Below are 12,423 nucleotides of genomic sequence, written 5' to 3'. Positions count from 1 at the left end.
GCGCGCACGGCGGGCCGCCCGAGTCGGGTGTGGTGGTCTGTTGCTGAGCGCTTTCGGTCTGACTGAGCTGGAGGAGAAGGTCTACCTGGAGCTGGTCCGTGGTCGGGCCGCAACGGCGGCCGAACTGGCGCCACGGGTCGCGGCCCCGGTGGCCGAGCTGGACCACGCGCTCGACGCCCTCGCCCGGGCCGGGCTGGTCCGCCTCGTCGCCGGCCGCGCCGGTGCCGCCCCGCCCGACCTGGCCATCGAGTCGCTGCTGAACCAGCGGGTGCGTGAGCTACAGGAGGCGCGGGTCGGCCTGTGGAACTGGCTGCGGCAGCAACGCCCGGCGGAGGCGATGGACCAGGACGTCCAGGTGGTCGTCGGCGTGCCCGCGATCATGCAGGCGTTCGACCAGTGCCTGCGCGGGGCACAGGAGGAGATCCTCGGCTTCGACCGCCCGCCGTACGCGGCCGTGCTGCACGACAACCCGACCGAGGTCGAGATGCTCGGCCGCGGCATCGACTTCCGGGTGGTGTACGACCGACGTGGGCTGGAACGGCCGGGGGCGGCAGCCCACATCGGCCGGTTCGTGGCCGCCGGTGAGCAGGCACGGGTCGCCACGAACGTGCCGGGAAAGCTCGCCGTCGCCGATCGTCGGGTGGCGCTGATCTCGTTCAGCACCCCGGACGAGAGCATCGAACCCTGGGCGCTGCTGGTCCGGGGTGCCACCTGGGTGCAGGTGCTGGTGGCGCTCTTCACCGAGGTGTGGGACCGGGCCACGCCGCTGCGACTGGCCCCGGCCAGCGCAGTCGTCGACGACGTCGAGCGGCAGAGCATGCCCACCCCCACCGACCGGCAGATCCTGTCGCTGCTGATGACCGGCCTGCCGGACAAGGCGGTCGCCTCCCAACTGGGCATCTCGCTACGTACGGTGCAGCGGCGGCTGCGGCAGTTGATGGACGCTACCGGCAGCGCCACCCGGATGCAGCTCGGCTGGTTCGTCGCCCGCAACGACTGGCTCTGAGCCGGACGGGGCCTGCCGACCCTGGCTGAGTCGGCAGGCCCCGTGCCTCACTTGGTGACCGTCACCGACACGGTGATCGGGGTGGCCCCGCTCTTCGCACCGTCATTGGTGACCAGCAACGTGGCGGCGTACGTACCCGGCGCCAGTCCGGTGGTGTTCACGTTGATGGTCATCTCCTGCTTCGCCCCCGGCTGCACCTGACCAGAGGTCGCGGCGGACAGCCACGGCACGTCGCTGTACGCGGGCAGCGACCCGTCGACGTGGTAGACCTTGCTGCCGTACGGGCGGCCGGTGGCGTTGGCCAGCACCCACAGGTTGCCCTGCTCGTCCAGGTCGAGCCCGGCGCCGCTGAGCGAGTGCGGGTCGGGGTCGGGGATCGAGGCGAGCGTCTGGCAGGTAGCCGGGTCGAGCGCCCAGATCGACTCCTTGGAGTCCTGGTTGATGCCCCACAACACGTTGTGCTCCTCGTTCAGCGCCAGCCCGTTGATCCACGGAACGGGCGGGGTGCACTGCCCCAGCACCGCACCGGGCTCCGGGTGGGACAGGCCGGCGAGGTGCCGGATCCCGCCGTTGCCGCTGAGGTAGAAGGTGTCGTCCGAGGCGCGGTAGGCGAGCCCGTAGTAGAGCGAGCCGGTCCACGGCCCGGTGATGGTCTCCTTCACCTCCAGGGTGTCCGGGTCGAAGCACACGATCGGCCGGTCCCCGAGGAGCTGCATCGTCGGCGCGCACATCAGGTCTCGGTTCGGCACGTACGCCATGTCCGAGGGCCAACCCTCGACCGGCAGCAGGCCCTTGCCGAGCGAACGGCCATCCGTGTTGAAGCGCTGCAACTGCCCGAAGTGGTACGAGTTGGAGACGATCAACTCACCGTTGCGGTAGCCGACGCCGTACGCGTTGTAGAGCTCATCGACCGGGAACGAGCTGAGCTGCCGGCCAGGGATGCCGGTCGGCGGCGTCGGCGAGTTGATCTCCCGGGCCAGCCAGTTGGCCGGCAGGTCACCCCGGTTGGTCAGGGTCACCGTCGCGGTCTTGGTCACCCCGGCCCGTGCGGTCACCGCGACCGCGCTCTTGTTGGCCAGCAGCAGCGGCGTACGCAGCGCCAGGTCGCGCTTGACGACCGTCGCCTCGGCCAGCTCGACGGTGCTCGCCGGCAGGTCGTAACCCGCCTGCAGAGCGGTCACCGTGACCGGACCGGCCGGCGCCTCCAGCTGGTAGAAGCCATCGGCGTCGGTGGTCGCGGTGATCTCCGCCCGGGCGTTCGACGACTCGACGCGTACCGTCGCGCCGGCCAGCGGCTGACGGTCGTTCGCGTCGCTCACCGTGCCGCGCAGCAGCGCGTGACCGGCCACCCGGAAGGTGACCGCGTCGCCCTCGGCGAGCACCTGCTCGTCCCGCGAGTACGTCAGCGCGTCGTGCCCGGCCGCGTCCTCGATGCCGACCGTCGCCGAAGCGCCGGTCGCCGCCGCGGTGTCGCCGAGCTTGCGGTACTGGATGGTGACGGTGCCGTTCTCGGCGAGTCGCACCTGCACGTCCACCCGGGTCTTCGGGGCGCTCTCCAGCGCGGCCCGGTTCCAGCTGACCACGAGTTGCCGGGCCGTGCCGCTCCCGGACACCTTGGTCCGCACCGTCGAGTTGTGATCCAGGACCAGGTCGTCCCAGAACGCGTAGACGGCCGGTGCGGCGACCGCAGTAGCGGGCAGCGGTCCGTTGTCGCCGACCGAGGTGCTCGCGTCGGCGCCGAAGGTCAGGTAACCGTCGGTGTGCACGGTGACCTGACGGTAGGTGGTGCCGTAGAACGTCATCGGGAACGTCAGGTCGATGGCCCGGCTCGCGGTGTCGCCGGTCAGCGGCAGCACGGTGCCGCCGTCGACCCACTCCGCGGTGGCGGACCCCGCCTGGTAGCCGTGCCGGTCGGTCTTCGCGGCGAGCGCCACGTCCACCGTCTCCGGCCCGTCGACGGTCAGCGCGACCGTCTTCGGCGCCAGCCAGCGGCCGTACTCGACCAGCAGGTCGTAGTCGGCCTCGGGCAGCATCCCGGTGTAGTGACCGTCGGCGTCGGTGACGAACGCCGGGAACGTCTCGCCGGCGAGCGCCAACCGGGCGCCCCCGACCGGCTTGCCCGCCGGGTCGGTGACCCGACCCTGGACCGTCTGCCACGCCGCCGGCGCGGAGAGGTCAAGCGTCAGGTTGACCGTGCCGCTGGTCGACACGGTGATGGTCTGCCGTACGGTCCGCCGCCCGAAGAACGACGCGGTAAGCGTGTACTCCCCGGCCGGCACCCGACCCAGCTGGACCGTGCCGCGCGCGTCGGTGCGGGCGGTGCGGGTGACCAGCGCGGAGGTCAGGGTGACCTTCGCGCCGGAGAGCACGGTGCCGCTCAGCTTCGCGTGCACCACGACGCCGCCGAGCTGCGCCGTCGAGGCCTGGGTGACCAGGTCGTACGCGTCGAGCCGGCCCTCGCCGTAGACGTTGTTGTCGGCCGGGGTGCCACCGCACTGCAGGTCGTTGACATCGTGCGCGGTGCGGTCCAGCAGCTCACGGGTGGTCGCCAGGTCACGGCGCAGGTTCGGCACAGCCGACCAGGCCAGGGCGACCGCGCCGGCGACGTGCGGAGCGGCCATCGAGCTGCCGTCGCTCATGGCCCAGTCGCCGCCCGGCACGGAGGACAGGATGCCCACGCCAGGAGCGGTGAGGTCTGGTCGCACCGTGTCATCCCGGCCCGGACCGCGGCTGGAGAAGTCGGCGATCACACCGGCGGAGTCGGTCGCGCCGACGGCGTACGCGAGGGGGTTGGAGGCCGGGTGGCCCGCCGTACCGCACGGGTCCGGGTAGTCCTTGGCCTCGTTGCCGACCGCGAAGACCGGGAAGATGCCGGCGGCGATCCAGGCGTCGATGATCGCGTCGTAGAAGGTGGGGTCACCCTCGTGGCCGCCCCAGGAGTTGTTGATGATGTCCGGCGCGAGGTCCGGACGAGGGTTCTCGCCGTTGCTGTCGGTCGGCGCGAGCATCCACTGACCGGCGGCGAGCAGCGAGCTGTTGCTGCAGTAGTTGGCCTCGCACCCCTTGGCCGCGATCCAGGTGGCGCCCGGGGCCACGCCGGTGATCCGCCCATCGCCGTCGTCGCCGACCATCGTGCCGACCGTGTGGGTTCCGTGCCCGTGGTTGTCACAGGGGATCGACGGCAGGCAGATCTCGGTCGGGTCGTACCAGTTGTAGTCGTGCGTGAAGGAGCCGTCACCGTTGTTGCCGCGGTACTGGCGGACCAGCGCCGGGTGGTCGTACTGGACCCCGGAGTCGATGCTGCCGACGACGATGCCCTCGCCGCGGCTGCCGTACTCCTTCCAGACCTTGTCGGCGCCGAGCGAGGTGAGGTTCCACGGCAACTGCGGGTTGTCGGCGGACGCCCCGGCGGTGCGCACCGGCTCCACCAGCTTGGTCCCGCCGATCGCGGTGATCCGGGCGACCTCGGCCCGACCGGCCAACTCGGTGACCAGCTTCAGGTCGCCGGTGACCTCGATGACGTTCGCGATCCAGTACGGGGTGAAGTCGGCGTGCCGGTTGCGCAGCAGGGAACGGAGCCCGCGCTGGGTCTTCTCGGCATGGGCCTGCTTGGTCTCGTAGACCCGCTTGGTGCGGGCGACCCGCCCGGCCCGGCCGCCGACGCTGCGCTCCACCCGATCCAGGTCACCCTGGTCCAGCTTGGCCTGGTCTGCCAGCTCGACGAAGAAGCTCGCGTTGGTGCCGACGCGGGCCGACCCGAGCACCCGCGGGTCCACCTTGTGCAGTGGGTCGACCGCACCCTTGGCCGACGCCGACGCCGGCGCGGCCACGGCAGCGCCGGTCGGCACCGCGAGCACGATTGCCAACGCCGCACCGGCGGCCCGCATGACACGGCGGGTCCACTGGCTGTGTCTGTGCATGAAGAAACATCCCTTCCTCTGGCGGTCGCCAGGGAAGGCCGACACCGCCTCGCCGATTCTCGGCCGACGGCATTTCGAATGAGTTTCAAGATCACTGGCGGAGCACGGACATGGCGGGTATCCGCCATCCCGCGTTCGCCGCAACGACATCTGCCGGCCGTGGGCGCTATCGGCCGCAGGCGTAGCCCTGCATCCCCCGGGGGTTCGCGCCGGCGGCCAGCACGCCCGTCGCCGGGTCACGGGTCACGGCGCAGAGCCGACCGAGGCTCCACCCGTCGACGACGCGCACCTCGTGCCCGTACGCTCGCAGGGCCGCCCGCACACCCTCGTCGAGCCGCTCCTCCACCAGCAGGACGCCAGGTTCCATGTCCCGGGGGTAGAACGACCCCGGCAGGCTGAGCGTGTGCCACGCTGGCGCGTCGATTGCCTCCTGCAACGACTGGCCGCCGACGAGATGCCGCAGCAGGAACGGCAACTGCCACTGGTCCTGCTGGTCGCCGCCGGGGGTGCCGCACGCCAGCACCGGCTGACCGTCACGGTGCACCATCGTCGGGCTCAGCGTCGTACGCGGCCGGCGGCCCGGGGCCAACGAGGAGGCGAGGCCCTCCTCCAACCAGAACATCTGCAGCCGGCTGCCGAGCGGGAAGCCGAGTTCCGGGATGGTCGGCGAACTCTGCAACCAGCCACCACTGGGCGTTGCGGAGATCATGTTGCCCCAGCGGTCGACCACGTCCACGTGGCAGGTGTCGCCCCGGGTCACCCCGTCCGCCTGCACCGTGGGCTCCCCGGTCGCGGGGTCCGCCGTGGTGGCGCGTCGAGTGGCACCGGGCCGGACGTGCGCCGGCAGTCGTGGGGGTGCCCCGCCCGGAGACCCCGGCCGCAACCCCGTCGACGCCCGATCGCCGATCAGGGCGGCCCGCTCCCGCGCGTACTGCCCGGAGAGCAGCGCTGTGGTGGGCACGTCGGCGCTGTCGCCGTACCAGGCCTCCCGGTCGGCGAAGGCGAGCTTGAGCGCCTCGACCTGGGCGTGGACGCCCGCCGCGGTCCCCGTCTCGTACGCCTCGGGGTCGTCGAGCGCGTCCAGGGTGGCCAGCGACTCCAGCAGCACCGGTCCCTGGCCCCAGAATCCGGTCTTCGCCACCGAGTAGCCCTGCCAGTCGAGGGTGGCCGGCTTCTCCCAGGTCGCCGAGTACCCGGCTAGGTCGTCGCCGGTCACCAGCCCGGCGTGCGGGCGACCACTGGAGTCCTGGAACGGTCGTCGGCTGAACGCGTCGATCGCCTCGGCGACGAACCCCGTCTTCCAGGCCCGGCGGGCGGCCTCGATCTGTGCCTCCCGGTCGACGCCGGCCGCCTGCCCCGCCTCGACCAACCCGCGCAGCGTGGCCGCGTACGCCGGGTTGGTGACCATCTCCCCCGCGGCCGGTGGCCGGCCGCCGCGCAGCCAGAGCGCGGCGGAGGTGGGCCAGTGCTCCTCGAACAGCGACCGGACGGCCGCCACGGTGTCGCCGGCCCGGCCCACCAGCGGGTGCCCAGCGGCGGCGTAGCCGATCGCCGGCTCCAACACCTCGGCGAGGGTGCGCGTGCCGTGCTCGCGCAGCAGCAGGAGCCAGGCGTCCACGGCGCCGGGCACGGCCGCCGCGAGTGGCCCGGCACCCGGGATGAGGTCCATCCCGAGGGACCGGAAGTGCGCGATGGTGGCACCGGCCGGGGCCGGGCCCTGCCCGCACAGCACCCTCGGCCGGGGGTCGGATGCGGTAGCCACGATGGCCGGCACCTCGCCGCCCGGCCCGTTCAGGTGCGGCTCGACGACGTGCAGGACGAACCCGGCGGTGACGGCGGCGTCGAAGGCGTTGCCGCCGCGTTCGAGGGTGCCCATCGCGGCCTGGCTGGCGAGCCAGTGCGTCGAGGACACCATGCCGAAGGTGCCCTGCAGGGTCGGACGGGTGGTGAACGTCATGGCCACACCTCACTCGGGGTCTGCGGCCCAGACAGCGCCGCTGCTCCTAAGAGTTGTACGCCTGCGCCGTCACCCGCACCTGGCGGGCGAGGCCCGACCGTGCGGGCCAGGAGACCCGCACCGCACGGGTCTCCCCGGGCAGGAGCCAGAAGTAGTTGTCGTCGTAACGGGCCGGCAGGACCCGGCCGCCGTGCTGGTCACGGACGGCGAGCCGCACCAACGCGGCGACGGTACGGCCCTGGTTGCGGACCGTCGTGGTGACGGTGTTGCGCCCGTCCTCGACGCGTACGGTGCTCGACGACGTCGACAGTCGGGTGCTCGGCACGTCGTTGAGGGCCCGCATCTGCTCGGCCTTGTCGTAGCGCCAGTAGGTGTTCTCCGCGAGCAGCCGGTCCCGGCTGTCGCGCAGCTCCAGGCGCACCAGGTGCAGCCCGCCACCGTCCGGCACGGCGAGCGGGAAGACCGGCGTCGTGGCCGAGCGGGCCACGTCCACCCGTTGCCGTTGGGGCGTACCGAGCGTCCGGCCGCTCAGGTCGTAGCGTCGGGCGCTGACGGTGACGCCGCCCAGCGGCGCGGCGGTGTGGTTGACCACCCGGACCTGCCAGGTGCCCGGGTCGGCCTGCACGTGCAGCGGCTCGCACCCCTTGCGGGCGCCGTAGTAGGCGCCGTTCACGTCGAGGTCGTAGTCGTAGGTCTGCCAGACCGTGCTGTGCCAGGCCGGGTGCGACATCCACAGCAGCAGGCCGGTGGCGTCCTGCCACAGGTTGGCGTTCCACGCCTCGAACATGGCGCGGTGGCTCTCGTAGTTGACGAACTGCGCCCGGGTGGCGAACTCGTCGAGCGACTCGGACTCGCCGAGGCGCGCGTCGATCGCCGCCTGGTACGTGTCGACGCGCTGGTTACCGATGGCCGACCAGCCGTGATAGCTCCACACGTCACCGATCGGCCACTCTGGCGCGTCACCGACGAGGTTGCGCATGCTCTCGACCACCGGCACCACCGGCATGCCGATCTCGGTGTGGAAACCGAACGCACCCGCGTCGTACGTGTCCCTATTGTTGTACGTCGCCGGCTCCACCCAGTGGTACGGGCCGTGGCCGCTGGCGGACTTGGGGAGGTAGAGGACCTCGGGATGCTCGGCGGCGGCCTGCTTCAGCCCCGCGTCCGCGAGCGGGGGGTCACCCTCGGTGGCACCGCACCACACCACGATGCTGGGGTGGTGGCGGAACCGCCGGATCGTGTCGGCGACGGTGTCGACGTAGCCGGGCGGGTCGAGCCCGAACGCGCCTGCTTGCCAGAGGTCGTTCCACACCAGGATGCCCTGCTCGTCGCACGCCTGGTACAGCTCCTCGCGGTTGCTGCTGCCGAGCCAGTTGCGGATCATCGTGAAGTTCATGTCGCGGTGCATCTCGACCGTGTCGGCCAGCCGCTCGGGCAGCACCCGACGCAGCATCTCGTCCCAGCCCCAGTTGCCGCCCCGGGCGAACACCGGCACCCCGTTGACGCTGATCGTGAGCGGGGTGCCGGCGTCGTCGACCGGTTGGCGCGCGTCGTAGGCGAACTCCCGGACACCGAAGCGCAGCGCACGCCGGTCGCTTACCGAACACTCGACGGTGGCGGTGAGCGTGAGGTCGTACAGGTGCGCCTCGCCGTAGCCGTTGGGCCACCACAGTCGGGGGTTGCGCAGGCGCAGCGCGGGGAAGCGATCCGGGGCGAAGGTGACGGTGGTGTTTCCGTCCGGTGGGACGGTCACCGTGGACTCGACCCGTACCCCGTCGAACTCCGCTCGCACGGTGACCGTGGTGGCGGTGGCCGCCACGTTGCGGAGGGGAACCCCGATGGTGACCTCGGCGGTGTCGGTGTCCGGCAGGTCGGGAAGCGTGGTCTGGATGTGTGGGTCGCCGAGAACCACGACGCCGGTGTCGCGCAGCCGGACGTGGCCCCAGAGGCCGGTGGCCCGGTCCCGGACGGCGGGCATCCGCCTGTCGCCGGGGCTGCCCGGCTGCGGCATCGGGGTGACCCGGACGGCGAGGACGTGCTCGCCCCGGTGACCGGCCAGCGCGTCGGTGATGTCGAAGGCCGCCCGCGCGAACGGGTGCTCGACGCTGCCGATCCGCACGCCGTTGACCCAGGCGGTGGCCTCGTGGTTGACGCCGTCGAACTCCAGCCAGATCCGCCGTCCGGTGGGGGTGTCCAGCTCGCGCGGCAAGCACAGCGCGCGTCGGTACCACCAGGTGTGTCGGGACAGCGCCTCCGGGATGCGCAGGTTGTCCAGGCCGACCACCGGGTCGGGCAGGTGGCCCTGCTCGACCAGGGCGCCCAGCACGGTGCCGGGCACCGTCGCCGGCAGCCACGATCGGACGTCGACGCCGGGTCGGGACAGTTCGGCGCCGTCGGCGGTCCCGGCGAAGTCGTCCATCGTCAGCGACCAGCCCGACTCCAGCGGGACCGTGCCGTCGGCGGCCACCGTGAGGTCGGGTGCGGGCGATCGCTCAGACACCTGACCTCCAAGGATGACAACGTTGTCAGGTTAGGCGAATGACAACGATGTCAGATCGTGGCGGCCGGCTTCCCAAGAGTCAAGACCCTCCCTCACCGCAGGGTGCGGGCGGCCGTCACCGCCCGCACCCCGGCCACGAACTACTCCGGGTACGAGGGCCCCGGCTCGGTGCGCAGCATCCGCTTGAGCATCCGGTTCGCAGCCCGCATGTCGTCGGTGATCAGGCGGGTACGCACCGTCCCCTTGCCGGTCAACTTGCCACCCACCTCGAAGACGGCCGTGTCACCCGGCAACGGCACCGCCTGGCATCCGGTGTACTTCTCGGCGGGCAGCTGACCGTCCAGCAGGTAGGCGTAGACCGGGTCGTCCACGCACGGCGTGTAGTACGGGAAGACCCCGTGGCTGCCCTCGTTGTCGACGCTGATCATCGACGCTCCGGGCAGCTTCTTCGACGCCGCCAGCGCACCCTCGTACGCCGTGGCGGCGTCGAGCTCGTCCTGCAGCATCAGCACCTTGGGGAACGTCTTCTTGTCGAACGTCGGCATCCGGTTGCTCGTCGGCCAGTACGCGCACGCCGGCGGGTTCTGCAGGAACGGCGCGACCAGTGGGGCGTCGCGGGTCAGCCGACGGCTGAACGCGTTCCAGTGCGCGACGCTGTCGTTCCACTGCCCGTCCTGGCAGCGGATAACCTCGAAGACGTAGTCGATGTCGTACGTGTACTCATCAGCGCCCTGCGGCAGCTGAACCCGGCCCGGCTGGGTTTTCAGCGCCGCCTCGGCGCTGACCCGTGACTGCTCGATGTACGCCCGGTCCTCGGCGGTGATTCCCGGCGCGGCGAGCAGCTTCGCGGTCGCCGCGCTGAGGATCTGCTCGGGCGTCCAGCCGTTCCACTCCTCGTAGTACTCGATGACCGTGTTCACCGCCGCCGCCGCGGTCGGGTAGTACTGGGTGTCGTAGAGCGCGCCGAGGATGTAGAACGCGAACATGAACGGCCCCATGCCGATCCGGGTGCCGCCGGCCCGCTCGAACATCTCCCGGATCTTCATCGGGTCGGTGCCCCGGCCGTACAGGTCGGCGTGGCGAGCCATGTACGGCAGCAACTGCTCCTGGAACGCCCGGTCGCGGGTGAACGGCTGCAGGTCCCAGGTCTCCTGCAGGGTGGGCGAGCCGACCGCGGCCACCGAGTCGAGCACCATCCGGTTGGTGCGGCTGCCGAACGTGGCGGCATACCAGGTGCCCAGCCAGGTGCCGTACGAGTAGCCGAGGTAGTTGAGCTTGCGCTCCCCCAGCAGCACCCGGATGAAGTCCATGTCGTAGGTGGTCTGCTCGGTGGTGATGTACTTCGTCAGCTCGGTGCTGCGGCAGCCGGCCACATTCGCCCGGGTGATCAGGTCGTTGGTGTTGTCGGTGTCGCGGTAGGTGACCGTGCAGAGCAGCGGCGTGCTCTGACCGACGCCGCGCGGGTCGAAACCGATCACGTCGTAGTGCTCGGCGAGCTTCGGCGCGGACCGCGCCACGTACGGCGCCAGCGACAGGCCACTGCCACCGGGGCCGCCCGGGTTGACCAACAGGATGCCCTTGCGGTCACTGCCGGAGGCGACGGTGCGGCTGATCCGGACCTGGAGCGTCCGGCCGTCGCGCGGGTTGTGCCAGTCCCGTGGCACGGTGACCGTCGCGCAGGTCAGCCGCAGCTGCGCCTCGTCCTCGGGGCTGAGGTCGAGCAGGCCGCACGGCTCCCAGGAGAGCCGTTGGCTGGTGAGCGACGCGGCCAGGGCGGCGGTGTCCGGCTCGGCGGTCTTGGCCGCGGCAGCCGGCGTCGAGGCCGCACCGCTGGTCAGGACGGCCGCGACCAGGGTTGCGGCGAGGAGGGCGGCCGGGCGGCGCACGCGGCGCGACCCGGTCAGGGGGTGGGGCATTCTTGTCCCGTCCTCTCATGGAGCGGATGATCGAATCGCCTTCACCCTGGACCAGGAGTGTTTCGCCGCCACGCTCCCCGCGTTGACGAAGACCGGCCACGGCAGGATTTCGCCAGTCAGAGCCAGCCGCGTCGGGTGGCCTGCACACCGAGCTGGAACCGGCTGCGCGCGCCGAGCAGCTCCTGCAGGCGACTGACCCGACGGTGCACGGTGCGGTTGCTGATGCCGAGGTCACGGGCGATGGCCTCGTCGGTCAGGCCGGCGGTGAGCAGCGCGAGCAACCGCTGCGTGGCGGCGGTCGGCTCGGCGTCCGGCTCGGCGGTGTCGGTGGTGGCGTGGATCGGGGCGCCGAGGCGCCAGAACAACTCGGAGAGCCCGTCGAGCAGACGGGAGGGGTACACCACCATCGCGTCGGCGTCGTCGCCGCCGGCACGCGGCAGGATGACGAGGCCCCGGTCGGCGTCGGTCAGCATCATCTTCAGCGGCAGCTCCGGGAAGACCCGCGCCTGCTCACCGGCGCCGACAGCGGCCCGCACCGCCACCAACATCGCCTCGTCGTGCAGCAGCTCGCCCTCGTAGACGCAGCGGTAGCGCAGGCCACGCCGCAATGCGTCGTACTGCACCTCCTCGGGGACCCGCGCGGTGTCGCGCAGGTACGGCCCGCGCTCCAGACCGCGTACCTCGGTGTGGGCACCGGCCTGTAGCTGGCGGAACACCTCGCGGGCGGCGTGCTTGCCCGCGATGACCTCGACGAACGCGGCTCCCGTCCCGTGCACCGCCGTGTAGAGCCCGGAGAGCGTCTCGGCGGCGGCCCGGGCCTGGGCGGCCTCCATCTCCCGCTGCGCGGCCCAGCTCTCCAACGCGGCGCGCGGCGGCCGGACGTGCAGCACGCCGGCCGGGTCGCGGTGCACCGCTCCGCTGTTCAGCAACCCGGCGAGCGCCCGTGCGGCCTGCGGTGCCGCGGTGGACAGGAACTCCCGCTGCGCGATGGGCGCCGACTTCAGCAGGTCGCCGTAGACGTCCGCGGCGTCCGGCGTGAGGGGCAGCGGGCCCAGCTCAGGCGCAGAGGCCACGCCAGAGGGCTCGGTCCGCATGCCCGGATCGTAGGGCGCGAGGGTGGCGGC

Annotated in this window: 6 protein-coding genes; 1 reads left to right on the top strand and 5 read right to left on the bottom strand. The window is 71.8% G+C overall.

The window, feature by feature from the left end:
* Nucleotides 1–40: 40 nt before the first annotated feature.
* On the top strand, nt 41–1,006 hold the full coding sequence (locus IF46_RS0124350) for a helix-turn-helix transcriptional regulator (protein ID WP_030490700.1): 966 nt from the start codon (nt 41–43) through the stop codon (nt 1,004–1,006).
* A 47-nt stretch (nt 1,007–1,053) separates the two neighbouring features.
* Here the strand turns inward: IF46_RS0124350 and IF46_RS0124345 are convergent, their stop codons facing one another.
* From IF46_RS0124345 to IF46_RS0124325, 5 genes are all read right to left on the bottom strand, one after another.
* Nucleotides 1,054–4,926 carry a S8 family serine peptidase gene (locus tag IF46_RS0124345; protein WP_198041521.1) on the bottom strand — a complete coding sequence of 1,291 codons (3,873 nt, stop codon included), beginning with the start codon at nt 4,924–4,926 and terminating at the stop codon, nt 1,054–1,056.
* Nucleotides 4,927–5,092: 166 nt separating this feature from the next.
* Nucleotides 5,093–6,883 (bottom strand): gamma-glutamyltransferase family protein, encoded by a 1,791-nt coding sequence (locus tag IF46_RS0124340; RefSeq protein ID WP_030490698.1) that lies wholly within the window; start codon nt 6,881–6,883, stop codon nt 5,093–5,095.
* 46 nt (nt 6,884–6,929) lie between these two features.
* A complete protein-coding gene (locus IF46_RS0124335) occupies nt 6,930–9,383 on the bottom strand; it encodes a glycoside hydrolase family 2 protein (protein ID WP_051724131.1) in 2,454 nt (817 codons plus the stop codon).
* 140 nt (nt 9,384–9,523) lie between these two features.
* Nucleotides 9,524–11,299: an alpha/beta hydrolase gene (locus IF46_RS0124330; protein WP_051724130.1), complete on the bottom strand. Its 1,776-nt coding sequence runs from the start codon at nt 11,297–11,299 to the stop codon at nt 9,524–9,526.
* Between the two features lie 116 nt (nt 11,300–11,415).
* Nucleotides 11,416–12,393 carry a helix-turn-helix transcriptional regulator gene (locus IF46_RS0124325; protein WP_051724129.1) on the bottom strand — a complete coding sequence of 326 codons (978 nt, stop codon included), beginning with the start codon at nt 12,391–12,393 and terminating at the stop codon, nt 11,416–11,418.
* Nucleotides 12,394–12,423: the final 30 nt, after the last annotated feature.

The organism is Micromonospora chokoriensis (genome assembly GCF_000718555.1).
Lineage (GTDB): Bacteria > Actinomycetota > Actinomycetes > Mycobacteriales > Micromonosporaceae > Micromonospora > Micromonospora chokoriensis_B.
The sequence above is the reverse complement of the archived record's forward strand: the minus strand, read 5'-3'. Positions and strand labels throughout refer to the sequence as shown.

Coding starts and splice junctions, on each gene's coding strand:
- IF46_RS0124345 (WP_198041521.1), bottom strand. CDS start 4,926: ATGCACAGACACAGCCAGTGGACCCGCCGTGTCATGCGGGCCGCCGGT.
- IF46_RS0124340 (WP_030490698.1), bottom strand. CDS start 6,883: ATGACGTTCACCACCCGTCCGACCCTGCAGGGCACCTTCGGCATGGTG.
- IF46_RS0124330 (WP_051724130.1), bottom strand. CDS start 11,299: ATGCCCCACCCCCTGACCGGGTCGCGCCGCGTGCGCCGCCCGGCCGCC.
- IF46_RS0124325 (WP_051724129.1), bottom strand. CDS start 12,393: ATGCGGACCGAGCCCTCTGGCGTGGCCTCTGCGCCTGAGCTGGGCCCG.